We start from the raw sequence: 25,543 nt of genomic DNA, 5'->3' as shown, positions 1-25,543 counted from the left end.
GCCCAATTAAACCTTCATTTTGGCGAACAAAGACTCGTATTGTTTTATGGCAGATGGCGGTAAGGGAAGCAAAAATTCACTTTTATCTAAAACTTCGCGATCGCTCTGCAACAAACTCCGTAATGGTTCTTGGATGTCGGAAGCGGCAATATTTGTAGAAATTGGCGAATTACTTTTAGTCAGCACCGAAATTTGTTTAGCTGTACTTGGTTGCCAACAAAAATCAATCCATTGATCTGATAAAGTACCCTTATCAATACCTGCGGGACGCACCCACAAGTCCGCCCACATTGCTGTTCCTGACTGGGGTATAACTGCGCCAAGTTGCGGATAACGTCCTAAAACTTGCAGTACATCGCTTGACCAACCAACCGCTAGCCAAGTGTCTCCCACAATTAAAGGTTCTAAGTAGTTATTGGAACTGTAGAACTTCACCTGTTGGTTTAATGTCTGTAATTCCTTTTCCAAGTTTGGTACTTGGTCAAGATTCTCTGTATTGTAAGATTTGCCTAGCTTCTTTAAGACCAGACCAATAACTTCTCGTGGTTGATTAAGTAGAGAAATGCGTTGCTGCATTCCATCTCGCCACAAATCACTCCAATCTTTGGGTGTCCAACCCAATTCTCGCAACTTGTCACGGTTATAAACAATCACCGTGGTACCCCACCGATAAGGCGCACCCCACACCTTCCCTTGAGTATCCAAGTTACCTTGGTCGTCGCGTGTTACTAATTTTTTCCACTTTTCATCTAAAGCAGACCATTGCTTTAATTGGTTTCCCTGTAACTCTTGAAGTGGTTGAATCAGTTTCTGCTCAATAGCTGCTTTTAGCCAGTAATCTCCCAATGTCACGAGGTCTGCATCAGCCGTTTTTTGACCTTGCCTAAAGGGTATAAAGCGACTCCATCCTTGCTCATCGGTAGCTTTTGGTTTTTTCTGCCAATTTTGTAATTGCTGAAATAAATCCTCTATCTGCTCGACTGGGGCAAACTTTAACTGCACCTGTTGCTGCAAACCTTTGTGGAACTGATTCACCACCTGACCAGGTATAGAACCTTTTAATAACTGTACTTTTAGTTGCGTCTGCCTGTTTCCACCACAGCCAAAAAGCAGTTGTGAAAGTGCCAGTGTGCTTGTACCTAGCAAAAAAGACCGTCGATCCATTGATTTTGGATTTAAAATTTTTGATTATACCTAATATTAAGCAGAGATTCACCAGAGGCTGACTAGGTGAAAAAGCGGAGTTGGAAAATTATTGGAGTTTTCTGTGGTTAATACCGATAATTTGGAATATTTGACTCAAAATAGCAACTTTATCAGGAAATTACTACCTAAAAGTGAATTTATCTCCATAAATTTCATTAGTGGTACTTGTAGTCAATCTTTACCTACATTTAGAAATAATGATTTAAATGTCACATTTGCACCAAAAGTTATCAATACTTAAATAATCCATAAGTATCGTTAAGGTTGGGAGTAAATTGAATAACATATAGAAAATGTACGGATAAAGGTATTAAATGGAGCTATTACAGCAACAGATCCTGACTTTAAGCGAAAAACTGGATGCCCTCTGTCAAGTAATTGAGCAACTTGATGCTAAAGTCACTCAAACTTTCTCAGAGTGTTCTATAGCCAATACACAAGCAAAGGATAATTATCAGGAAAATGGTGCGGCTGGAGGCTATCAGCTCAGACGTATCAGTTTAAATCCAGAAATGGAACACAAGGATGTACTAACAGATGGTATTTATCTAGATATGCATCGTCAAAGTGGAGATAACATAACACCAGAAATTCAAATACAACGACTAACAGCGCAGTTAACAGCAGCATACAATCGCATTGCTGCCTTGGAAGAACAATTACTTAGAGAAAGAATTCATTAAATTTAACCTGAGTTCAACGAATTAAAAAATGCCTGTAAGTATGAAAGTCAAGCCTTTAGGCTCAATATCAAGTGATGGTTTCGTGGGCATATATTTAAGTATAAGCAACTAATCCAGCTATCAAATTGATGAAAAGTAAAACACACTATTACGTAAATATATGTAATAGTGTGATGTGTACGATAGTAAGCTTTTAGTGCATTCCTCACTATGAAACAAATGGAAATTTTTAAGAAAGCGCAGAGGGATGCAAATTCCTGACAAAACTAATGAAATGCTGTACTTAGCCGTTCAAGCTGAGATTCAATAGCTGCTAAAAGTTTATCTTGCTGCCAATTTTGGCTAAGATGGGCGGCTATGCAAGCTGCCCCAGCACCCATACCTTCTTTCACAAAGCCCTGCTCATAAGCTCTCAGTTGAGGATAACGAGAATCAGCAAAGCTGAGAGCAGTTGCTAATAGGGGAGGGGTTCTTCCACTCGGAGTCAAGTTGCCTTTTTCTAAGCTGAGGGCTAGGTCAACTGTAGCCCCAGTAGGATCTTCTGCTACCCAACGAGTTGTGCCTATAACTACTGCTTCTGGTTGCCATGATAAGGCGTAAGCTTGAGCGATCGCACTCATCAGAGCATAAACCGCCAGCATTTGCGTCCCACCGGCAAGCATTACACCACAACTACGACTAGCTGCGATCGCCATCCCAGCTACCACCACCTGCATGGGATCGCCTACGGCTGCGACAAGTTGTAGAGGATCGACAGAATTTTGGATTTTAGATTTTGGATCTTGGATTTTAGATTGGAAGTTTATCTCCCCCTGCTCCCCCTGCCTCCCCTGCCCCCTGCCCCCTGCTTTCTCTAGCCCTGTTTGCACTAGTGCCCACTTTTGCCCGTGGTTACAAATAGGGTGGCTACTGTTAACTTTTCCGGCAGCATCTATACCCAAAGCAGTTAAGATTGCCAGGGCAGTTGTAGTACCTCCGACGACGCACTCACCAAAAATCACATAACTCTGTTGCATATTGGCAGCAAGGCGTTCTCCCCAAAGTAGCCCTTGTTTAAACAAGTGGTGTACCGTTGTAATTTCCATAGCAGCGCCTCCACTTAAACACTTAGCAGAAGCGCCACCCAAGTCAATTAATGGCACAGCCGGAGGGTGGGGTAAACCAGCATTAAACAAATGAACTGGTATCTTTAGCGACTCAAAAACAGCGCGAGAAATCAGCACAGGTGAAGCCCCAGCCGCTAATGGTGGTAGAGGATGTTGGGGCTTATGTTCTGGGCCGTAGTACAAAAACTCGGCATCGGCACAAGCGGTATATTTTCGATCCTCTGGAGTACGACCGGCTGCTGAAATCCCTGGAATTAAACCAGTTTCAGTAAATCCTAAAACACATCCAAATACGGGCAGAGAACCACGATATCGTCGTAGCCATTCTTCACCTTGTTCTTTTTGGGTATAAATACGAATTTGGGAATTGGGCATTGGGAATTAGTTAGGACTAATTATTTAACCAAGGACAAAGGACAAATGACTAATAACTATCCCTCATAATCCATGAGGACTTGTACCCAGCGTGGTGGACGGGGAATAGGGTTGCCCAGACGGTCAAAAAGAAACCATGCTGCGAGGTGTACCACAAAAAGGTAGATAAAGTTGTTGAGTAAAATTAGAGCGATCGCTCCCACTTGAATCAAAAACACACTGGGACTCGCTAATAAACTCAGCTTCAAAAATACCCACTCAATGAACTCAGTCACTTGGGTAATCACATAAATCCACAGGTCTTCACCCGACAAAACAGACAGCAACCACAGTCTAAAAAAGACCCCCAAAGTACCCAACAGCGTACCCAAGGTGATAGAAACAATCCAGGGAACACGACGACGATACCATGTCGCTCCCAAAAGCACGCCCATAAACCCGTAGGGCATGACAAACAGCAAACTACGGGCTGGCCCCATCAGTACAGTCAGCAGTAACCCAGAGGTGAGTGCTGCCATCCATGCCGCACGCTTGCCCCAACGCAGATAAACTAGAGCGATGGGAACCGGAAAAAATATCCGTAAAACTGGGCCCAAGGGAAAATAGAAATTAATAAACCAAATTAAGCTAGCAGTACTGGCTAAAAATGCCGTTTCGACCATCCTCAACGGCGCATCAGCCTTGAGTTGAGGAGGCATTAACTGTTGTTCTTTGTTTAACCAATGATTGTGGGGAGTTGAAGATTCAGTTGATGGTTCTTCCTCCGGTTCATCTGGCAGAGAATCTAAAATACTCATATTTGACAAGTTCTTAAACTATCATTCTTTCCAATGCTGACAAATCGGGAATACAAATAGTGTCTTGATCCCGTTTAATCAAGCCTTTTTTTTCTAGCCTTGTCAATACTCGTGTCACAGTTTCCCGTGCCAGTCCGCTCAAACTACTCAATTCTCGATGAGGTAAATTGGGGATTTCGGTTCCTGTTTGCCCTTTTTTTCCCTGTCCCTCTGCCAAAAATAGCAAGGTATCTGCCACTCGTGACTGGCTATCAGATTCCCGCAGACGCAATCGGCGATTGACTTGCCGCAAACGTCGTGCCATTAATTGTGCTAATCGAACTCCAGCCAAGGGTTCTATCTGAAGTAACTTGACAAAATCCTGAGCAGGCATACTGCCAATTACTGTTGGGGCTAAGGTAATCACATCTGTGGAGCGAGGAACTTCATCTAACGCCGCCATTTCACCAAATAATTCCCCTTTACCAAGAATATTTAGCGTTACCTCTTTTCCTTCCAGATTGTAGGTGCGGATTTTGACCCATCCGTCCATAATAAAATACACAGAACCACCCCAGTCATTTTCTAGCAGAATTACCTGATTGGCTGGGTGAGTGCGGGTAACAAGATGGATAAGGGCTGATTCCACAGCAGGTTCTGGCAACCCTTGAAAAAAGGGAGCGGAGGTGATCATCCAGGGATTAGCCTGTGCTTGCAAGCTATATCGGTCTTCCATTACGACATTTTTATTGAAGCTGCTATGTACACACAACAAACAAGAGCGCCATTTCTAGCCTTAGTCATCAAAGCACAGCTCCCTATTAAAAGAGAAAACTAAACTATGCTACATAAGAATACGACAAGAACCTTTTTCTAAAATAATCTTTACCTATAAGTTTAAACGGGGTAAAAGTTTTGCAAAAAGTAGTTTATAGCCGACAGTTATATTGCTCAAGGGCTAGCTGCACTGCAAACTTGATTATGATGAACTACCACACACCAACCGCTAGGCGGTGTGGTCAGGGCTTCTCAATTAATCACGAATAGCCAAGAGAACATCATAGTCCTATTGTCTTGCATTCCCTCCAAGGGCGGGAGTCATGATTCTCAAGACTCAAATAAATCTTTCTTTTGCGACGTGTACCTATGAGCTTGATTTTCGCTTACGGCATTGATATCAAGATGTACAATTATACCAGAAAAAGAGTTTGTTTCCCCATGTCCATTTTCAAAAATGGGCAACCAATCAGCGGCAAAACAAAGCTTCTTAAACAAACGCTGACTCAAGATTGCCACAACTCCCAGTAATCCATAACATAATGACAGTCACAAGTCCAAGCAGAAGCTTTTGCCACTCAAAACTTCTCAGATGGGAGCTTACTTCCTCGCAGGGGTACGGTGACTGTAAATTAATTGTCACATTAGTTGATATACGTTTTTAGGTAAGGTAATAAAAGTGACTTCCAGTGCAGATGAAATTCAAAAGCTGATCGCAGACATTGACAACTTACTTGCCAGTGGTGGCAAGCGCTTGTCTAGATTTCTGCCTGGTCAGGGGCAGGAACCTAAAGAAGTTTTAGAACGAATTCGCAACTTCTTGGTGAGGCTCCAAGAAAAAGAAGCATTAGAGAGCGATATCCCAAATAATTCTTCCGAAGAACCGCGTTCGCCTTTATTAACAAAATTTGTTGAGCGAGGTTATAACCAGTATCCCCTACCGCCGCTCGAATCCCATCAGGAAGAGAGTCCTGTTGCAGCCGGACAATTAAAAAGTGAATTTTCGAGCTTGATCCAGCCATTGCGATCGGAATTAGAAGGGCTATTGCAAGAGCGAGCCGCTCTCATGCAAGAAATTAGGCAACTAGAGCAAAGGCGATTGCAAAACTACTCCTTAGCGCAACAGTTGACAAACCAAGATCAAATGATTACCGAGTTTTTACAGGTACTCATGAATCGGCTGGTGCCCACTGTAACGCCACTGTTAGCACAACCGGGGGAAAATTCCGCCATTTCTCCAGAAGTAACTAATCACGCCACTTCTGTAACTCAACCTTTATTAGAATCAGTAGACCGTGTAGAGCAGTTAACCCAGCTAGCCAGGGAGTTGGATCAACGCCTATTATCACTAGATGGGACTGTGAATGTAGTCTTTGAGGCACTACAGCGCAATATTAATACTTATTACGAATCACTGTCGCAAGCACTGGCAAGAATGCATAGCAAGGGAATGCAAGGCGAAGAGTTGATGGCCAGCTTTCTCAACAATTTGACCCAGCATTTACAGCAACAATCCCCTATTTCCCCGCCATCTTTGCTGAGGGTAGAATCTGATATATCACCATCATTGCCTGAACCAACTGCGATCGCTGTTGAAGTTGCATCTCAACACCTGGAGGCAATCCTGCCAGAAACTTCATCTCCACTCACAATCAATTCTGAGCAACAGGATACTACCCTCACAGAGGATCTAGATGCAGTGCTGTTGCAGCTTGGTATAGACTCGTCTCAATCTTCCGAAAACCTGACCGAATTATCGCAAAATATTTCTGCATTAGTTGGTGATGAAGTAGACCAACTTTACGCCAGTTTATTTGGTACCGGTGATGTTAATAACCCAAATCTTGATGTATTGACAAATGACTTATCTGCTTCCACAGCCTCCCAATCAACGTTGACAATCGCTGAGAGTCCATCTGTCCCTCAAAACGTTGATTCTGCGGTTGTGACACCAGATACAGGTATTTCAGCTCAAGAGACTTTAGTAGAAGCCACAGATTTATTATCAGAGCCACAGGAAGAACTATTTTTTGCAGAAGATACTGATCTAGATTCGCCTTTGAGCTTTTCTACACCACAAACAGACAGTTCCCCCACGCAACTCGACACTCAGCCAGCTAGTTTTTTTGCAGAGGATACTGAGCTAGATTCGCCTCTAAGCTTTTCTACACCACAAACAGATAGTTCCCCAACACAACTCGACACTCAGCCAGCTAGTTTTTTTGCAGAGGATACTGAGCTAGATTCGCCTCTGAGCTTTTCTACACCACAAACAGACAGTTCCCCTACGCAACTCGACACTCAGCCAGCTAGTGTTGATACAATTAATACACTAACTGATCTATTGACTGATGCAGGTAGTGAACAGGAATTGCTGGAAATATCATCCTTTTTGGATAATGGCACAAGTACAGCACCAGTTACTCCGAAAGCAGCAGAAATTGCTTTGGCATACCCCCACGGGGAAACAAGCTACGCGCAGCCTCTCGTAGAGAAGCCCACCGAAGGTATCGCTCCACCAGAAATATTGAGCAACAATGCTCCGCCAGACCCTTTTTTAGATAACTACATTGCTGCTTCACCACAAGAAAACTTGCTTTCTGTTGAGTTAAACCAGACTCCAGTTGTACCTGAGATTTCTTTAGATGAAGAACAGTTGCAGCAATTAGATCGAGATTTGGCTAATTTTGACCAGCAGCTAAATTCTGATTCGCAACCAGCTACCAATTTGGATATTGCCTCGGAACTAATTGATAAAACTCAAGACACAATCCCTACAACTTACCCTGAGCCGCAAACAGAAAATACCTCAACAGAGGATTTATCAAGTTTGACAGTTGCCCAGGTAGAAACTGAAGAAAAAAAGGAAATCACAACTCCTATTCAAGACAGTTTTTTATCTTCAATTTCCAACTCCATCAACAATCCAGAAGTTTCGCCCAATGTTCTAGAACCAGTTTGGTATTTAGGAATTGATTTAGGTACAACCGGAATTTCTGCCGCATTATTAAATAGATCGACTTTTGTTGTACATCCTATTTACTGGTCAGCAGAAAATCCGCCGGGAACAAGTTCATTCCAGGAATCATTTCGTTTGCCAACAGAGGTTTATCTTCCTACAGCTTCTATACCCCAGGGTGAAAGTGTAAATATAGAAGTCAATGAGCAGACAGCACCTGCGGCTGTTGCTCAAGATAAAGCACCTGACCACTCGGTTCCTCCTACAACACGTAAATCAACAGCAGATTCGACAACAAATAACCTTTACTCGGCACAGTTGAAGCCCTATTTACAAGTAGCCATTCCTTATAAGAAGGAACGGCAAAAATGGGAACCTGTTTTACAATTAAATGAATTTTCGGCAGGGCCTTTAATTTGGGTTGTGCGATCGCTCTCTAAACTACTATTAACCCTCAAATCCGAAAAAACTTGTACCACCCCTAGTTTAATGGCTGCTGCTGTTGGGATCGGCGAACAAGATTTTCCGCAGATTATTAATAATATTGCTGGTGTGATTTGCACCTGTCCATCTAGCTGGTCGGAACAATACCGCTTTAATGTGCGGGAAGCTTTACTGACCAGTAAACTCATCCAACATCCGCAGCAAGTCTTTTTTGTCGAAGAAGCGATCGCTAGTTTACTCCCAGAACTCAATGCTGCTAACGGTGAGCAAGTAAAATTAAGCGAACGTCAAGGTTCTCAGCCGGCAAAAACCAGCGAACATCCGATTGTTGGTAACACTCTGGTAATCAACATTGGGACAACTGCCACAGAAATGTTGCTAGTTGATGTCCCAGAAAGCTTACCGCAATTGACATACAATGATTTTATGCTCCATAGTTTTGCTTATGCTGGCAAGGGAATTGAACAAGATATTATTTGCCAGTTGCTATTACCACCTAAATCTCGGCAATCACGCCTAGAAACACAAAGCGACCGCAAAACTACTAGCAGTAATCCTTGGCAATGGCAACCGTCAATTCCCGGTTTAGACCAAATGCGCTGGCAGAGTTTAGGGTTGGAAGAATTAGAACTACCGAGAGTCGGAGAACCAGATATTACCGCGCGAATTCGTCTTCAGCAGCGTCTAGAAAGTTCTCTACTGGGACAGGCGGTATTAGATGCGGCACTGGCTCTGAAGCTGATTTTGCAGCACCAAGAATCTTTTACCCTGGAATTAGCCGATCAGCAGTGGATTTTGCAGCGACGAGACTTAGAAAGCCAGGTATTTATTCCCTTTGTGCGCCGCCTGAACCGAGAACTCAACAAATTATTGGTAGCTCGTGGTATCCCGACAGAATCTATTAATCAAGCTATCCTGACTGGTGGTGTGGCTTGTGTTGGGACAGTAAACCGTTGGTTAAAGCAAAAACTCCCCAGCACCAAGATTATTCAAGATTTATATCTTGGCGAAAATGGCGCTCCTAATTGCAGTCGGGTTGCTTATGGTTTAGCGATGCTGCCTTTACATCCCCAGATATTAGATATACCCAGACAACAGTACACTGATTATTTCTTATTTACCGAATTGCTGCGGCTGCTACCAGATCGGCCCTTATCTTTCGGTGAAGTTATCCAGTTATTTGAGAGTCGCGGGATCAATACTCGCACTTGTCAGCAACGCCTGCTAGCTTTTTTGGAAGGTGAACTCCCTTCAGGATTGATACCTTCAGCTATAGATTCAACTTGGCTAACCCAGAGTTCACAAGAAAATCCTGACTATCAGGCGATCGCCACAGCACCACTTTTTGAAAAACAAGGGAGCCTTACCTATCGTCCCAATTCTCAACAACTGTTGCATTTGCGTCGCTATCTAGATGCTATCAAGGCTAGTAACCAGCAATCATTAGAAGAACCATATACAGTGAATTTCGCCTTAGAGGTTCATGATTGAGACTAGTACATCTCCCTAGAAATAAGGATACTATTCAAAATTCAAAATGCTTATAACTATTAAATCTGAGCTTGCTCCAGAACAACGGGATATTGTCTCAAGCCTGATCAAGCCTGATTTTGTGTAGTTTCACAAAGGGTTAGTATTATGTCATAAGCATTTTGAATTTTGCAAAGTACTACTAGTACTTAAGTATGGTAATTTTTTGATGTGTACCATTAGCAATAGCTTTTTTATTTGATGGATGAAAATACTGTAAATTTACAATCTATAACTTCAATTGGAAGATTCTGTAAACTTTGGGTTTTCGGTTTTTATATTGTTTAAATTTTGTGTATATTAACACTCGGTGGTAAAGACAAGAGCAGTAAAAATAAATCGTCTATCAATTATCTCCACGTCTACACTACTGATGCTAAAACCCCTGTTATAAAATAAGTTAGACCTTGTGAATAATCTTTCTCTTTATTCAGTTAATTGTTCGCAACAGCCTTTACACCCTTCAACTTTAAGCCTAAGAAAACGGTTAATTGACATTGTTGGAGCCATTGTGGGGCTAATAATCACGTTTCTGGTAGCAATTCCTGTGGCGATTGCTACCTTTATTCATGAGCCAAGTCCAATATTTTATTCTCAAATTCGCTGTGGTTTGAACGGAAAAACTTTTCGCATCTGGAAATTCCGCTCCATGATCGTAGATGCTGATAAAGTCAAGCATTTGGTTAAAAATCAAGCCAAAGGTCACATCTTTAAATCTGTTGACGATCCTCGCATTACTCCTATGGGTAAATTTTTGCGGCGTACCAGTTTAGATGAATTTCCCCAATTTTGGAATGTTCTGGTAGGGGACATGAGTTTAGTTGGGACTCGTCCACCCACTCCTGATGAAGTCAGCAATTACGATCCACATCACTGGGATAGATTACGAGTCAAACCAGGCATTACCGGAGAATGGCAGGCTAATGGTCGTTCGAGTATTACAGACTTTGAAACCATCGTCAAAATGGATATAGATTATCAACGCAAGTGGTCTGTAAGTTATGATCTGAGTCTGATTATTAAAACTATCTCGGTAGTATTGAAAAAAACTGGTGCTTATTGAATAAGTCATTAGTTTTTCTCTTGTGTTCCCTTATCTCAATTTCTTATTCAACCCTTAACACCGCTACCTGTTTCTGTGGGTACAATGTAACGTTGTAAAAATAAAAATAGTAATAATACTGGAGCGATCGCAATTATAGAACCAGCAGCTACCAACCGCCAGTCAAGAGAAAATGTCCCTGCTAGCTTTGCGACTCCCAAAGGAAGAGTGTATAAATTTTCGTCTTGGATGACAATTAAAGGCCACAAAAAGTCACTCCAAGCACCAATGAATACGAAAATAGCTAAAGTTACTAATGCTGGGCGAACTGCTGGTAACATCACATGCCACCACAAACCTAACTCCGAACTGCCATCCATTCGGGCGGCTTCTTCTATCTCTTTGGGGACACTCATGAAAGCTTGGCGTAACAGAAAAATACCAAAGGCAGAAGCCAAACTCGGAAAAATTATCCCTAAATAACTATTTCTCAAACCCAACTGGACTGTCAAAATATAGAGGGGAATCATCACGATTTGGAAAGGAATCATAATCGTCGAGACAATCGCCACAAAAATCCAGTCTCGCCCCACAAATGACAATCTTGCCAAGGGATAGGCAGCTAAAGCGCAAAACAGTAGATTTAAGCCCACAGTCAGCACTGATACCAAAGTACTGTTATACAGGTATTGTCCAAAAGGTAGAGAGTTCCAGACACTAAAGAAGTTATCTAGTGTCGGTGACGCAGGCAATAGCTGTGGCGGCGACTGCAAGATATTTTCCGTCGGCGATTTCAACGCTGTGCTAATTAGCCACAGTAAAGGAAAGAGCATCACCAGTGCGATCGCTCCCAATAGCGCATACATTAACAGATTTTGCGATCGTGATTTTTTCCAGTTCAGCATTTGATTAATAACCTAAATACTCTAAATTGATTGTGCTTAGGAGCTTACAATAACAAAATTCAATAAGTCGGAATCTAAATCCATATAGATGTAGAGAGTAGAGACGTAAAATCTTACGCCTCTACAATAGTTTTGGTTGCAAAACTTATAACTTTGATACATCAAATCAGCAACACCAAAAGTCGTATCTAATCAAGTAGGCTTATAGCCTATCATCCTACAGTTTTAAGCCAATTCACAGTGGTTAATCTTCAACCGCTACATAAGGTTGTGGTTCCAGCAAACGTTGGGCAATTTGTTCTCGTCGATACTTTGCAAGTTCGCTGTAAAGCCTCTTGCGAGAGAGATTCACACTTCCAACAGGCTCATGGTCTAGCAGTGTATGCCAAGGGGAAAACAACATCCCCTCATCCAAGCGTTTGCGTTCTTCAAAATCAAATTTCTGACTAAAAATGCGAACAGTTGCAACTTTAACAAACGGTGAATCTGCTTCTTGCCATTCTTTAACATGGTCTTCAATGGGCGTTTTTTCATCATCTACATAAAACTGAATAAAGAAGTCAAAAGATGCTTCTTTACCTTCTTCAGTCAAATATTTGACTATTGCTTCCCGGAGGTAATTTTCTGATTCTGGAAGTTTTTCGGGTGATTGTTCAGGCTGTTGAGATTTAACAGACAATCTGACAATGCGATTTCCAAACTTAAAAGGAGCCATACTCCAATATTGAATCAAAAGCGGATTTCCTACTTTCTGGCTGCCAATTTTTTGCAAGATTGCAAAGGCGTAACCAAGCTCCTGAATGCGCTCTGGGCTAAGTTGTCCACTACCTGCCCTCGATAGATCGGCGTAATCACGAACATCTTTGGTCAAGAAAATAGGATAATTGTTGAGTATAAAATCTTGAGTTTTTTCTTCATCATCCAGCACTTTTTGCCCGTCTACATTCATCACCTTGATGGCAATACCGCGAACATCCGGCTGGTTATCGGAGTGGAATTTACCACGCTTTTCAGGAGAACCACCACTAGAGAAACGAATCCACGCAGGATAGGTTTGGGGCTTTTTGAACAAACCTACTCTCAAGTCTTCAGGAAGATTGGGTTCAATAATAAACTCTCCTCCAAGGAGTCCATGACTTTTGCTATGAATTTGGCGGAGGTCTGGGCCTGTTTTTTGTTGAGCTTGGAGGCTAGTTGCTATTATCTCGTCGATTATTGCTTCCTGCTCAGTGGTAGATGACGTTGGATTAGTCATAAAACATTTGATAATGTGTCTTCATTATCCTGAATGCTTCAACCTTTCCGAGTCAATCCGGTTTCTGTAGAAATAGCTTGTAGTGGTTTATCCCAGGATTCAATAGGTATTTGGGATAAATAGGCGAAATCAAAGACAATTCCGATAGTCGGTTTTGTCTGCCACTGCGGTAAACTGAGCAAGCGATCATAATATCCGCCGCCATAGCCCAGGCGATATCCTTGATAGTCGCAAGCTACACTGGGGACAAGAATCAAATCCACTTCGGCAGCATCTAAGATTGGAGCGTCAGGGTGCGGTTCAATAATGCCATAAGTGCCACTTTGAATAGAATCTTCAGGTGTCCAAATATGCCAACACAAAGATTTATCAACGCAGCGAGGAAATCCCCAACGATATTTGGTGTTTGCAAATAGTGGACTGAGGTCAGGTTCTTGGCGAAAGCTAAAATAAGCGAGTATTGTTTTTGCTTGGGTAAATAAAGTAGAGTTTTGTAAATGAAAGCATACGCGATCGCTTTTTTCTCTCCATTCTCCAACAGACATTGATTGGCGTGTTTTGAGTAGAGTGCGGCGTAGTTTTGCTTTATTTAGTTGATGATTAACTTTATCCATGAAAATTTATAGCCTCAAACAAATAAGCTGGGCATCGCCCAGCTTATAACACCCTACATTCACTAATACATTGTTATGCGGCGTGTTGACGATACCACTCAATGGTATTCTTTAACCCTTTCTCAAAGCCCACTTGAGCAGTGAAATTAAAGGCTTGCTTTGCCCGTTCAGTATCCAAACAACGACGGGGTTGACCATTAGGCTGGTCAGTTTGCCAAACAATTTCACCCTTAAACTCCATCAATTCACAGATTAGAGTTATTAAATCAAGAATGGAGATTTCATAACCCGTTCCCAAGTTAACTGGTTCCGATTCGTTATAGAATTGAGTCCCCATAACAATCCCCCGTGCTGCATCTTCTGAATACAGAAACTCGCGGGTGGGACTACCATCACCCCAAACTGGAAGTTGCTTTTCTCCCTTAATTTGGGCTTCGTGAACTTTGCGAATTAATGCTGGAATAACGTGGGAACTTCCGGGGTCAAAGTTATCTTCTGGGCCATATAAATTCACTGGCAGTAGGTAAATTCCATTAAAACCGTACTGCTGGCGGTAAGATTGCAATTGAACTAAAAGCGCTTTTTTAGCGATTCCGTAGGGGGCGTTGGTTTCTTCTGGGTAGCCATTCCAAAGATCGTCTTCTTTAAATGGCACTGGGGTAAATTTAGGATAGGCGCAGATAGTACCAACACAAACAAATTTTTCTACTCCAGCTTGATAGGCAGCGTGAATTAGGTGCGTACCCATGATCAAGTTATCGTAGAACAACTCTGCGGGTTTTTCGCGGTTTAGACCGATGCCACCCACATGAGCTGCTAAGTGAATAATTATGTCTTGCTGGTCAACTGCCCGTTGGCTATTTTCCCAGACACGCAGATCGCAATCGCGCGATCGCACTATTGTAATCTTCTCATGATCAGCACCTGCTTTACACAGTTGATCTATCACCTGACGACCTAGAAACCCCGACCCACCAGTGACGAGAATTCGTTGATTTTTTAGTTCTAAGGCGGTCATATTTTTATCCTCTGTGGTGCAAATCAGAAGTGCAAAGCGCCTAGTTCTTGACGAACAGTGGCAATATCCAATGGAAATTGCGAACCTTTTCCATTGGGTGAAGTATGACCCAATGCTTGTAAGTCTGCTTCTACCATTAAGGAAACTAATTCTTCAAAGGTTACTGATGTTTTCCAGCCCAACTGCTGGCGTGCTTTCGTAGCATCGCCAATCAACAAATCTACCTCAGATGGACGCAGGTAACGCTCATCAAACTCTACATAATCTTGCCAATTGAGATTTACGTAACTAAATGCTAGCTCCAAAAATTCTCGCACTGAATGGGTTTCACCAGTAGCAATTACATAATCTTCTGGCTGGTCTTGTTGTAACATCAACCACATCGCTTTCACGTAATCCTTCGCGTAGCCCCAATCTCGCTTAGAGTCTAGATTACCCATGTAAATCTTTTTCTGCTTGCCAGCAACTATACCGGCAACTGCTCTAGTAATTTTGCGAGTTACAAAAGTTTCACCACGTCTTGGCGACTCGTGGTTAAAAAGTATACCATTGCAAGCAAACAAATCGTAAGACTCACGATAATTTACAGTTTGCCAGTGGGCGTAAACTTTTGCACAGGCGTAAGGACTGCGGGGATAAAAGGGCGTTGTCTCACTTTGGGGTATTGCTTGTACTAAACCATACATTTCTGAAGAACCCGCTTGGTAAAATCGCACCTGAATTCCAGTCCGGTGTTGGTAGTCTCGAATTGCTTCCAACAGACGCAGTGTCCCCATTCCTACAGCATCCACTGTATATTCTGGTGAATCAAAGCTTACTCTGACATGGGATTGAGCGCCGAGGTTGTAAATTTCTACTGGTTTGACTTCTTCTAAAATACGTCGCAACGTCGTACCATCTGTCAAGTCACCATAGTGAAGAAACAACCGCACTCCCTGTTTGTGGCAGGGCTGATTCATCCCCTAAAACCTGTAAAATAGCAAGTGTTTAGGGGATAAAAATTATGGGTGCGAATCTAATCGAACAGTTAAAGCAAGTGGAAGACTTTAGGACAAAAGATGGTCGAAGACATCCACTTTGGTTGGTTTTATTGTTTGTAATAATGGGCACTATGAATGGATATGTGGGATATCGTGGGTGGGGAGATTTTGTGAATAGGCATAGTCGGGTATTAATAAAGAAATTTGGTATCCAAAAACATGGAGTTCCATCTTATTCAACTATCCGACGTGTAGTGATGGGAGTAGAGTTTGATAAGCTGGCGGAAAAATTCAATGATTGGGCTAAAAGTTATGTTGAAATAGAAGAATTAGAATGGTGTGCTATGGATGGGAAAAGTATTAAGGGGACGGTGAAAGACTACAATTCATCTCAGCAAAATTTTGTCAGCATAGTATCAGTATTTGCTTGTAAAAGAGGGCTGGTCGTCGGGATGAAAAAATTTGAAAACCATGATAAAAGCGAAATCCAGGTTGTACAAGATTTAATTACAGCAATGGATCTACAAGGTGTGGTTTTCAGCTTTGATTCCTTACATTGCCAAAAAAAACTTGTGAGATGATTATAAAAAGTTGTAACGATTACGTCATTGCAGTTAAAAATAATCAGCCAAAACTACATAGCCATATTCAACGCATTGCTGCTCTGAGAAAACCAACAAGTCGTATAGTTGAGACAGAGAAAATTAGAGATAGATTGACAACACGTACTGTAGAAGTATTCCATGAGATCAAGGGAATTGATCCAAAATGGATAGGGATAAACTCTTTAATTAGAGTGGAAAGAGTTGGAACAAGAAAAGGCAAAAAATATCACGAAATTGTCTGTTATATTAGCAGTCTGCTCGGTACAGCTAAAGAATTTGCTATCGGTATTCGCGGTCATTGGGGTATCGAAAATCGCCTCCACTGGGTGAAAGATGTTGTTTTCAAAGAAGATAGTTCCACAATCCGTATGGGTAATGCTCCGGCAAATCTTTCCATTACCAGAGCAATCGCACTCAACATCATTCGCCGCAATAGTTATGCTTCTATAACAATTGCTCACAGATTTCTATCTCATGATATTGACAAACTCCTTGCCCTTGTGGAATGAATCAGCCCTGCTGTTTGTGGGGGTCTTCGTAAATGTGATCGATGCGGTCTGTATTGAAGGTAGAAGTCCGGCGAATGATGCCATGAACCTCATAGCCTTGTTCCAGTAAAAACTCACTTAGATATGAACCATCTTGACCAGTGATACCAGTAATCAACGCTCGCTTCTGTTGCGTCATGCTCAATTATCCCTGTATATGTATTAAAAAGTTACAGCCAATCTGATACAACCTAGCAGTTAATCGCTAAATTGCCTAACGGGAAACCTACGAGTTCTTGTTGTTATGAGACTTTTTCCCGTAAATAAATATACTTAATAAAAAGTAATTTAACACCTAAGTTAAACCTTAGATAGACCAAGATTTTTTAAGTATGTATATTTTTCTTTTACCAGATATATCAAGATTCTTTTTGTGTACGTTATTTTTTTGTCAAAATTTCATATATGTCTGGTTTTGTGAAGACTGAATAAAATAGGTATTTGAAATTAGAATTTTAGGGGCATTAACTGCCCCACAAAATCGCCCCTAAATATTGACTCAGTATGCCCCGTTATTTTTGGGTAAAATAACTACATCAACAGTTTTCAATATGATCCATAAATCAAGCCAGAAATTCCTAAATTTGACATAATGCAGGTCTATTTGGACTCGCCGAGGGTAGGGAATGTCATTACGCCCAGATACCTGCCACAAACCAGTAATTCCTGGACGGATTGTTAAAATCTCATCAATGTGACAACCGTATTTTGGTAGTTCTTCTGCTACTAAGGGCCGGGGACCGACTACACTCATGTCCCCTTTTAAAACGTTCCAGAACTGGGGAAATTCGTCTAAGCTAGTAATTCGCAAAAATTGACCAATTTTGGTAATCCGGGGGTCTTGTTTCAGCTTAAAACTGCTTTCAAATTCTTGTCGCAATTCGGGCGATGTTTCCATCATCTGCATGAGGATTTCGTCTGCATTGCTTACCATTGTTCGGAATTTAATACAATTAAACGCTTTGTAATTTTTTCCTACCCGTTCCTGGACATAAAATATTGGGCCTTCTGAGCTGAAGGCAATCAGCAAGGCCAAAATTAAGTAGACGGGGAAGAACAAAATCAATACCGACAGCGAAAACACTATATCGAACAGTCGTTTGGCAAACTCTCCGTTTAAACCCTGAAAAGATAAACCTTTGGGTTTAACTTTTGGCGTCTTTGTTTTTTGACCGCGTTTTAAGAAAGTACGCGTAGACGCTCTAGTGTCTTGCCGTACGCCTCGCTTGCCGGAGAGGAGTGAGCTCTGGGCAGTCATCATACTCCTTAATAATCCACACCACACATAGTCCCAATATTAAAGCCAAAATGATGTGCTTCTGGGGAAAATTGCCAAAAGCCTAAAAAAATAAGACATTAACCAAGACCATCATTCCGAAAACGGTCTTTTTCGTTGCACTTGTTTACAAAATTTAGATAACGATCTGCAAAGATTTGCGGTGAGAACTGCGCGGCGTGCGATCGCATATACTCGGAACTGAACGAACCCTCATACACTTCAAACTTTTCTACTGCCTCCACTAAAGCCGCCTCTGTTTGCGTCTTGAAGAATATACCTGTCCCTGTATCTACACAAGAGCGGATATCTCGCACTGTTTCGAGAGCCCCTCCTGCACCGTAGGCAATTACTGGTGTACCACAGGCTTGTGCTTCCACTAGGGCAATCCCAAAATCTTCACAAGCTGCATACACAAAGGCCTTAGCCCTAGACATATATTTTTTTACCACATTATCGGGTTGCCATCCCAGTATTTGAATATTGGAGTTTGCCATCTCGCGAATCTTATTCATTTCATCTCCTGTACCAATGACTACTAATGGTCGTTTTAGTTGATTAAAAGCCTTGACAATCAACGATATTTGCTTGTAACTCACTAAGCGGGAAACTGTCAGGTAGAAGTCCTCTTTCTCAGACAGAAATGGAAATTCCGCGATATTCACTGGTGGGTAAATGACTGTTGCTTCTCGCCGATAGCAACGCCAAATCCGCCGAGCCGTATGTTGCGAGTTAGCAATGAAGTAATCAACGCGATTGGCACTCAATACATCCCACTGGCGCAAACGATGTAATAAATATCGCGTCACCCACCCAGGTAAGCCACTACCCAGTTTGCTGTAGCGAAGATAATCAAAGGTCAAGTCCCAGGCATAGCGCATAGGGCTGTGACAGTAGCAAATATGCATCTGTTCGGGAGTGGTAAGGATTCCTTTGGCAACAGCGTGAGATGAAGACAGAATTACGTCATAATGCCGCAAATCAAGTTGTTCAATTGCCAAAGGCCACAAAGGCAAGTATTTTTGTATACCGTTGCGGGCAGATGGAAAGTTTTGGAGAAACGTCTTGCCAATTTGACGTTTATATAAATAACTTTCTTTATTGCTGGATTCAAAATCGATCAGAGCATACAAATCAGCATCAATGTGATTCAAAATTTCTCGGACAACGAGTTCAGAACCACCGGTGGCTTTGGGTGTCAGCCACTCATGAACCAGAGCATATTTCAAGGGCACAGCTAACTTGAATAAATGGAAGATACAAAGGCTAACTTGATGACGTTAACTGAAAAGTTTCCCCTTGTGATTAATTAATGGGAAGCGCCCCAGATTAGCACATAGGACGCAATTTTTCCGTTAGAGGTTCCAGATGGATGATAACCTCAGATTGGGTATGGGGCATTGGGCATTGGGCATTGGGCATTGGGCATTATTATTCCTCTGCTCCTTCATCTCTCCCACTCGCTTCCTCGCTGCCTACTCCTGTAACGACAACTGATATGCAAAAGGTGAATTTATGCGAATTCTAATTATGGGTGGTACTCGGTTCATTGGTGTCTATTTGACTCAATTACTAGTGGAACAAGGACATGAGATGGTGCTGTTCAATCGTGGAAATCGGGCAGCACCTTCTTTACAGGGAGTAGGACAAATTATAGGCGATCGCACTGACCCTACCCAATTAAAAGCAAAGTTATCACAAGAAAGCTTTGATGTCATTTTTGACAATAATGGGCGGGAACTTACTGATACTCAACCACTTGCAGAGATTTTTCAAGGTCGAGTGCAACATTTTGTATATATGAGTTCTGCCGGAGTGTATCTCAAATCCGATCAACTACCCCATGTCGAAGGAGATTTAGTAGATCCCAAAAGTCGCCATAAGGGTAAGCATGAAACAGAAGCTTATTTGACTCAATTGGGATTGCCCTTTACTTCCATTCGTCCTACTTATATTTACGGGCCTCGTAATTATAATGAGTTGGAAGGGTGGTTTTTTGACAGAATTGTGCGCGATCGCCCGATTCCCATCCCCGGAAATGGTTTGCATATCACCCAGCTAGGTCATGTAAAAGACTTGGCACTAGCAATGACTCAGGTTTTGGGCAATAAACAAGCCGTAGGACAGATTTATAATATCTCAGGCGATCGCTTTGTCACCTTTGATGGTTTAGCCCGTGCTAGCGCTGTGGCGGCTGGCAAATCACCCGATGCTGTAAAAATCGTCCATTACGACCCGAAAAAGTTTGATTTCGGCAAGCGCAAAGCTTTTCCGATGCGGGTGCAGCATTTCTTTGCTTCGGTGAATAAAGCGCAAAGAGAATTAAACTGGCAGCCTGAATATGATTTGATTTCTGGGTTGCAAGACTCTTTGGAAAATGATTATTTGGCTAATGCAAAAGATAAAGCCGAAGTAGATTTTTCTGTAGATGACGAGATTTTACAAGCTGTTTAAAAACAAGATTCACGCTTTTTTATCGAAGTCGGGAATCTCAAACTTAGCCAAAAGGAAGAATTTTTTCTTTTACCTGGGGAAGACGCAATTCATCGCGTCTTCAGTTTTTACTTGAATTTGATTGAAGAAGAATTCAGAAGTCAGAATGGGCTAAACGCCCCGCTACCGCTAACAGGAGTCAGAATGAAGACGGTCGTTCCTCTCTACCGCTACGCTATCAGTGCGGGATTCAGACCCGCCACGGAATTATTGCACCACTAAATCTTTGATTGGGGGTCTTAAACCCCTGGATTCAGACGCTCTCTACGAGACGCTAAAAGCGAACGCAGACTCACTAAGGCTGCGCTATCCACCAGTAGCACAAAATACTCAACTGAATTCTGGCTCCTGACTCCTGAATTCTGTTTCGATAAAATTTTTTCCTGTTGCCTATATGGTGTTATTGATTGATAAAATGAACGAGTTGCAATATCCACTCCACAATGTTCTAGAAGCCCGCGCCCGCTTGGGTGAAGGCCCCATCTGGGACTCTATCCGAAAACTACTATACTGGGTCGATATTTATAACCATCGAGTGCATCAGTTCAATCCTGCTACGGGGGAAAAGGGCTTTTTTGATGTAGGAGACGTGGTAAGTGCGATCGCAACAGCAGGTGCAGATAGATTAATTATGTTGCTGCGTCATCACTTGGCATTCCTCAACACTCAGACAGGTTTAGTTACTCCCATTTTGGAAATTGAAGCAAATCTTCCAGATAACCGTCTCAATGATGGTAAATGTGACCCTCAAGGACGTTTCTGGTTTGGTTCAATGTGTTCTATAGAAAAACCTCAAGCTAGCCTTTATCGCTATGATACTGATGGTTCATTGCATTTAATGGAAACGGGATTGACTATTTCTAATGGTTTAGGATGGAGTCCCGATCAAAAGACATTTTACTTAACAGACTCTCCTCAACAAAAAATATATGCTTACGACTTTAATTCAGTAACTGGAAGTATTACTAATCGTCGGATTTTTGTTGATTTAACTCATGAATATTTCTATCCAGATGGGTTGACAATAGACGGTGAAGGACATATCTGGTCAGCTATGTGGGATGGATGGTGTGTGATTCGTTTCAATCCCAAGGGTGAAGAGATATTGAGGATAAAGCTACCTGTGCAATTGCCAACTAGCTGTACTTTTGGCGGAGATAATTTGCAAACCCTTTACATTACCACTGCTTCAGTTGGACTAAGCCAAGCAGAGATCGAAACAAGTTTCTACTCTGGTGATTTGTTTGCTCTCCAAACTGATGTTACTGGATTACCTACTTATGATTTTTATAAAAAATAGCAAATATACTCGGTGATTAGAAATCGCCAGAGCATTTTGAGGTATTCTCTATTTATTCTTTCCACTGCGCCACTTGCTGCTTGAGTTCTCTCATATCTAAATAATCGCTAGCAAAAGCTTTTCGTAAAAGTGGATGAGGAATAAATTGATCATATTTTTGAATTTCCGGTGCTTCTGAAGTACTGAGTAAATCTTCTGAGCTAATTCTTTGTTCACACAATGAAGCAATTTCGGGATAAAGATATTTAAATTTATCTTTGCCTAATTTGATTGTGAAATAATAGGGATTTAATCCGCCAATACTTGTAATTTCCAATGATCCTCTACAGTAGGAATTGAGTAATCTTTCTAGGGTGCGATAAGCAACCGTACCCATCCAGGGAAAAATGCAGCATTTACCTTTTTCTAATTGCACAATATTTTGTTTATCTAATCCAATCTTCTGTACCAGTTGACGAACTTGACGTAAACGTTGTAAAGCATTTTTTTGCAAATAGCTGTACTCGGTATTTTCAAACAAAATCTGTTGAATTCGTTGTAAAACTTTAGTGTGAATAGTGCCACTACTACCACGCCAATAAATACTAGCTTTACCCTCGGCTTGTTTAACAAAAATAGTCTTCTTTCTAAAGTCAACTTCTACAACTTCCCAACTTCTGCCAGCTAAAGCAAATTGATTTCCAACAGCAGGCGGCGTGACGATACTGCCAATTTCCGTTGCACCTTGCTTAACAATATATTCTTGCTGTTCAGCAAAGACAGCATAAAACTGAAATTTTCTCACAATCTTTTCTCCTGCCAAACCCAGGATTAATTTACCTTGTTCAGTATGCTGAATATGACCAATATTAATTAAATAATGTAGCAATAATTGAAAATCTTCTTTGGAAATAGCAGCAAAGGGCGGCAGACTAAAAATTTGTTTAGCTAAAGCATTAGGTGAAAGTTCTCCTGTTGCTGTTAAGATACTCATTGTCTGATGATAAAGCAAACTCAAAGGATATTTAATCGGTCTGATTGGTTCAATCCATTGTTCCTCTAAATAAAGTTGAATGATAGCGATAGACTGTAACAACTGCCAGGGTATTTGCTCTGGTAGAGAAGCTTCTGTTAATGGTTTTTCTTCAGCACAGATAAAGCGCATATCGGCAGCTTCGCCTCTCCTACCACTACGTCCTAAACGCTGTAAAAAGCTAGCTACAGATAAGGGTGATTCTAACTGAATAACTCGCTCTAAATGACCAATGTCTATGCCTAATTCTAAAGTTAGAGTGGCGGCGGTAACTGCTGGCTTGTTGGGTTCACGCATTGCATTTTCAGCAGCTTGCCGCAAGCTAGCAGATATACTCCCATGATGCACATGATATATATCTGGTAATCCTTGTTCTATGGCAATTTGTCGCAAAGATGCAATAACAGATTCGGTACGTGTGCGATTATTAGCAAATATCAGACATTTGCGAGATTTGCTGAGGTTGAAAATATATTGTTCATAAGCTGTTGCCTCGGATTCATCTACTTCATCAGTAATATAAAAATGTTCTAAAGCTAATTTTATTTGGCGTTTTATGCCATCAGTTTGCGTTGTAATCACTGGCTTATCTGTTCCTGAACGCAACCAATCTTCAGCTAGTGAGTAATCACCAAGAGTTGCCGACAAACCAATACGGCGCGGTTGTTTTCGCGTTAACTGTGCTAAACGTTGTAATTGGCAAATAATTTGACAACCACGTTCTGAACCCATAAAAGCGTGAATTTCATCAATGATGACAAATCTTAAGTCACCAAATAAACGAAGGAGATCATTATTTTTGTTGATTAACAAACTTTCTAGAGATTCTGGTGTAATTTGAAGAATTCCTTGAGGATTTTTTAAAAGTTTGTTTTTTCGACTTTGAGAAACATCTCCATGCCAGTGCCAAACTGGAATATCTGCTTCTTTGAGTAAGTCGTTAAGACGCTCAAATTGATCGTTAATTAAAGCTTTGATTGGACTAATATATAATGCGCCGATGGTGGTAACAGGGTTGGTATGTAATAACGTCAAAATTGGTAGGAAGGCTGCTTCTGTTTTACCCGCAGCAGTTGCAGCAGTAACTAGCAAGTGAGCATCAGTGTCAAATATAACCTGACAAGCGGCAATTTGAACTGGTCGTAACTCAGTCCACTGATGATGATAAATATATTCTTGGATGAAGGGTGAAAGTCGGCTAAAAGCATCACTCATTTTTCTATGAATAATTGGATTAAAGAATCGGTCACGTATCTGTAAGATATGATGGGCAATTAAATAAATTTCTTAATTATATATAGGACTAGCCCTTTCAAGGTGGGTAAAAATTTTTTTCAATAAATTCCTTTTTAAGCTCTTTACTCTGTGTCCTCTGCGCCTCTGTGGTTCAATAAGAGACTTTTGAACCGCAGAGGCGCGGAGGACACAGAGAGAAAAAAAGAGATTTTAGCAGTCAGATTGAAAGGGCTAAATTAAATGGTATTTTGAAAAGTTTTGCCGATTTTCCTCCTGTTGACTCAAGACAGATTAACATCCATAAATCAAACTGAAGTAATAGAGACAAGTATATAATCAGGCAAAACCATGAATAAGTATAAGGAAATATTACGTGTAGTTCTTGCTATATCTATCATTGTGGTTGGAGTGACACATTTTGTTGTTCCAGGAGAATATGTCAAAATTGTGCCGCCACAACTACCTTACCCTTTAGGATTAGTTTATCTGAGTGGCTTTTATGAAATTTTGGGTGGTATCGGCTTATTAGTCCCGCCTGTAAGTCAAGCTGCTGCTTGGGGACTTCTTGCTCTTTTTATTGCTGTTTACCCTGCCAATATTAATATGGCGGTTAATCTGATTAAGATTGAACATATACCAAATTCACCTTGGGTACACGTAGTCAGGCTTCCCTTGCAAGCAGTTTTAATTGCTTGGGCTTGGTGGTACACGAAATCTTCTGATTGGGAAAAACAAGCTTCCATCATTCCCAAATCACTCATTCCCAAAGAATTAAAATTGAAATGAGTGCGTTTTTTATATTTGAATTATGCGTGTTGCAACTTTATTTGGGATAACCCTTTCGTTAGCAATCGGTATTGGGGGAGTAACGCTTCCGGTGACTGAAGCGGTGCAGCTTAGAGATGGTACAGTCTACTTTGTCCAACCGCCGAAACTTGTGAATGCAAGGACTACTTACAAAGATGTGAATGTTTGGGGTGGAACTTACTATTTCACTATCAACCTGCCGGAAAATGCTGGAGAATCCCTTCAGAAGGTAACGATCGCACAAAGAGAGGGAACAGAGAACATCCCCTACAATCTTAATGATACTCGCGCCTTTGTCGGAACGAGCGAGCGCAAAGAATTTCGGCTAACACTAGGCCCAGTCACAGACGAACGCGACACACGAACCGTTACTGTGAATTTTGATCCGCCTGTCACTCCCGGACAAACAGTGACAATCGCCCTCCGTCCTGTGAGTAATCCCAGCTTTTCTGGTGTCTACTTACTAGGTGTAACAGCATTTCCAGTGGGTGAAAAATCCCACGGACAATTTCTCGGCTTTGGACGGTTTCAGTTTTACAGCAATAGAAATAGCTGGTGGTTTCCATAAGTAGTATTACGTCAATGCTATGAACAAC

The 25,543-nt window shown here is 41.6% G+C and carries 21 protein-coding genes and 2 pseudogenes; 10 read left to right on the top strand and 13 right to left on the bottom strand.

Features of this window, described 5'->3' with window-relative positions; translation table 11 throughout:
- Positions 1 to 6: 6 nt before the first annotated feature.
- Positions 7 to 1,164 carry an extracellular solute-binding protein gene (locus GJB62_RS23360; RefSeq protein WP_179074718.1) on the bottom strand — a complete coding sequence of 386 codons (1,158 nt, stop codon included), beginning with the start codon at positions 1,162 to 1,164 and terminating at the stop codon, positions 7 to 9.
- Between the two features lie 356 nt (positions 1,165 to 1,520).
- Here GJB62_RS23360 and GJB62_RS23355 point away from each other — a divergent pair, with 356 nt between their 5' ends.
- On the top strand, positions 1,521 to 1,889 hold the full coding sequence (locus tag GJB62_RS23355; protein WP_012409876.1) for a hypothetical protein: 369 nt from the start codon (positions 1,521 to 1,523) through the stop codon (positions 1,887 to 1,889).
- Positions 1,890 to 2,155: 266 nt separating this feature from the next.
- On the opposite strand, the gene GJB62_RS23350 is transcribed toward GJB62_RS23355, so the two are convergent.
- From GJB62_RS23350 to GJB62_RS23340, 3 genes are read right to left on the bottom strand one after another with little or no spacing between them, the layout of a single operon-like run.
- Positions 2,156 to 3,370 carry a nicotinate-nucleotide--dimethylbenzimidazole phosphoribosyltransferase gene (locus GJB62_RS23350; protein WP_114082241.1) on the bottom strand — a complete coding sequence of 405 codons (1,215 nt, stop codon included), beginning with the start codon at positions 3,368 to 3,370 and terminating at the stop codon, positions 2,156 to 2,158.
- A gap of 56 nt (positions 3,371 to 3,426) precedes the next feature.
- The gene (locus GJB62_RS23345) at positions 3,427 to 4,167 is read right to left on the bottom strand and encodes a DUF2232 domain-containing protein (protein WP_114082242.1); all 741 of its coding nucleotides are present in this window, start codon (positions 4,165 to 4,167) and stop codon (positions 3,427 to 3,429) included.
- A gap of 13 nt (positions 4,168 to 4,180) precedes the next feature.
- Positions 4,181 to 4,882, bottom strand: coding sequence for a Crp/Fnr family transcriptional regulator (locus GJB62_RS23340; RefSeq protein WP_012409873.1), 702 nt, complete (start codon positions 4,880 to 4,882; stop codon positions 4,181 to 4,183).
- Between the two features lie 720 nt (positions 4,883 to 5,602).
- Between GJB62_RS23340 and GJB62_RS23335 the strand changes: the two genes are divergently transcribed.
- Together GJB62_RS23335 and GJB62_RS23330 are read left to right on the top strand one after the other, a co-directional pair.
- Positions 5,603 to 9,817, top strand: a complete 4,215-nt coding sequence (locus GJB62_RS23335) for a hypothetical protein (RefSeq protein ID WP_114082243.1) — start codon at positions 5,603 to 5,605, stop codon at positions 9,815 to 9,817.
- A 448-nt stretch (positions 9,818 to 10,265) separates the two neighbouring features.
- On the top strand, positions 10,266 to 10,919 hold the full coding sequence (locus GJB62_RS23330; protein WP_114082244.1) for a sugar transferase: 654 nt from the start codon (positions 10,266 to 10,268) through the stop codon (positions 10,917 to 10,919).
- Positions 10,920 to 10,966: 47 nt separating this feature from the next.
- Here the strand turns inward: GJB62_RS23330 and GJB62_RS23325 are convergent, their stop codons facing one another.
- From GJB62_RS23325 to gmd, 5 genes and pseudogenes are all read right to left on the bottom strand, one after another.
- Complete coding sequence (locus GJB62_RS23325; protein WP_114082245.1) at positions 10,967 to 11,803, bottom strand: carbohydrate ABC transporter permease; 837 nt, start codon at positions 11,801 to 11,803, stop codon at positions 10,967 to 10,969.
- A 244-nt stretch (positions 11,804 to 12,047) separates the two neighbouring features.
- A complete protein-coding gene (locus tag GJB62_RS23320; protein ID WP_114082246.1) occupies positions 12,048 to 13,058 on the bottom strand; it encodes a catalase family protein in 1,011 nt (336 codons plus the stop codon).
- 38 nt (positions 13,059 to 13,096) lie between these two features.
- Complete coding sequence (locus GJB62_RS23315) at positions 13,097 to 13,672, bottom strand: 5-formyltetrahydrofolate cyclo-ligase (protein WP_114082247.1); 576 nt, start codon at positions 13,670 to 13,672, stop codon at positions 13,097 to 13,099.
- A gap of 73 nt (positions 13,673 to 13,745) precedes the next feature.
- Positions 13,746 to 14,690: a GDP-L-fucose synthase gene (locus GJB62_RS23310; protein WP_114082248.1), complete on the bottom strand. Its 945-nt coding sequence runs from the start codon at positions 14,688 to 14,690 to the stop codon at positions 13,746 to 13,748.
- A 23-nt stretch (positions 14,691 to 14,713) separates the two neighbouring features.
- Positions 14,714 to 15,634, bottom strand: a pseudogene (gene gmd / locus GJB62_RS23305) (GDP-mannose 4,6-dehydratase); the annotation flags it as partial.
- 59 nt (positions 15,635 to 15,693) lie between these two features.
- Between gmd and GJB62_RS23300 the strand changes: the two are divergent.
- Entirely contained in the window at positions 15,694 to 16,251 is a 558-nt protein-coding gene (locus GJB62_RS23300; protein ID WP_114081705.1) for an ISAs1 family transposase, read from the top strand.
- Complete coding sequence (locus GJB62_RS23295) at positions 16,248 to 16,784, top strand: ISAs1 family transposase (RefSeq protein WP_159402451.1); 537 nt, start codon at positions 16,248 to 16,250, stop codon at positions 16,782 to 16,784. The genes GJB62_RS23300 and GJB62_RS23295 overlap by 4 nt, the downstream gene beginning before the upstream one ends.
- A 10-nt stretch (positions 16,785 to 16,794) precedes the next feature.
- Here GJB62_RS23295 and GJB62_RS23290 read toward each other — a convergent pair.
- The 3 genes and pseudogenes from GJB62_RS23290 to GJB62_RS23280 form a co-directional block, all read right to left on the bottom strand.
- A pseudogene (locus tag GJB62_RS23290) lies at positions 16,795 to 16,962 on the bottom strand (GDP-mannose 4,6-dehydratase); the annotation flags it as partial.
- 360 nt (positions 16,963 to 17,322) lie between these two features.
- Positions 17,323 to 18,081, bottom strand: coding sequence for a sugar transferase (locus GJB62_RS23285; RefSeq protein ID WP_114082250.1), 759 nt, complete (start codon positions 18,079 to 18,081; stop codon positions 17,323 to 17,325).
- Positions 18,082 to 18,179: 98 nt separating this feature from the next.
- Positions 18,180 to 19,334 carry a glycosyltransferase gene (locus tag GJB62_RS23280; RefSeq protein WP_114082251.1) on the bottom strand — a complete coding sequence of 385 codons (1,155 nt, stop codon included), beginning with the start codon at positions 19,332 to 19,334 and terminating at the stop codon, positions 18,180 to 18,182.
- 133 nt (positions 19,335 to 19,467) lie between these two features.
- Here GJB62_RS23280 and GJB62_RS38060 point away from each other — a divergent pair, with 133 nt between their 5' ends.
- The 3 genes from GJB62_RS38060 to GJB62_RS23270 all read left to right on the top strand — a co-directional run bounded on the left by GJB62_RS38060 (position 19,468) and on the right by GJB62_RS23270 (position 21,892).
- A complete protein-coding gene (locus tag GJB62_RS38060; protein WP_280884856.1) occupies positions 19,468 to 19,596 on the top strand; it encodes a hypothetical protein in 129 nt (42 codons plus the stop codon).
- 18 nt (positions 19,597 to 19,614) lie between these two features.
- Entirely contained in the window at positions 19,615 to 20,553 is a 939-nt protein-coding gene (locus GJB62_RS23275) for an NAD-dependent epimerase/dehydratase family protein (protein WP_114082252.1), read from the top strand.
- A gap of 454 nt (positions 20,554 to 21,007) precedes the next feature.
- Positions 21,008 to 21,892 carry an SMP-30/gluconolactonase/LRE family protein gene (locus GJB62_RS23270; RefSeq protein WP_114082277.1) on the top strand — a complete coding sequence of 295 codons (885 nt, stop codon included), beginning with the start codon at positions 21,008 to 21,010 and terminating at the stop codon, positions 21,890 to 21,892.
- A 52-nt stretch (positions 21,893 to 21,944) separates the two neighbouring features.
- On the opposite strand, the gene GJB62_RS23265 is transcribed toward GJB62_RS23270, so the two are convergent.
- Positions 21,945 to 24,119, bottom strand: a complete 2,175-nt coding sequence (locus GJB62_RS23265) for a DEAD/DEAH box helicase (protein WP_114082253.1) — start codon at positions 24,117 to 24,119, stop codon at positions 21,945 to 21,947.
- A gap of 369 nt (positions 24,120 to 24,488) precedes the next feature.
- On the opposite strand from GJB62_RS23265, the gene GJB62_RS23260 reads away from it, so the two are divergent.
- The gene (locus GJB62_RS23260; protein ID WP_114082254.1) at positions 24,489 to 24,926 is read left to right on the top strand and encodes a DoxX family protein; all 438 of its coding nucleotides are present in this window, start codon (positions 24,489 to 24,491) and stop codon (positions 24,924 to 24,926) included.
- A 22-nt stretch (positions 24,927 to 24,948) separates the two neighbouring features.
- On the top strand, positions 24,949 to 25,515 hold the full coding sequence (locus tag GJB62_RS23255; RefSeq protein ID WP_114082255.1) for a DUF2808 domain-containing protein: 567 nt from the start codon (positions 24,949 to 24,951) through the stop codon (positions 25,513 to 25,515).
- The last annotated feature ends 28 nt before the right edge of the window (positions 25,516 to 25,543 follow it).

This window comes from Nostoc sp. ATCC 53789 (assembly GCF_009873495.1).
GTDB classification, from domain to species: Bacteria; Cyanobacteriota; Cyanobacteriia; order Cyanobacteriales; family Nostocaceae; genus Nostoc; species Nostoc muscorum_A.
This window is presented reverse-complemented; position numbering and strand designations above follow the sequence as displayed.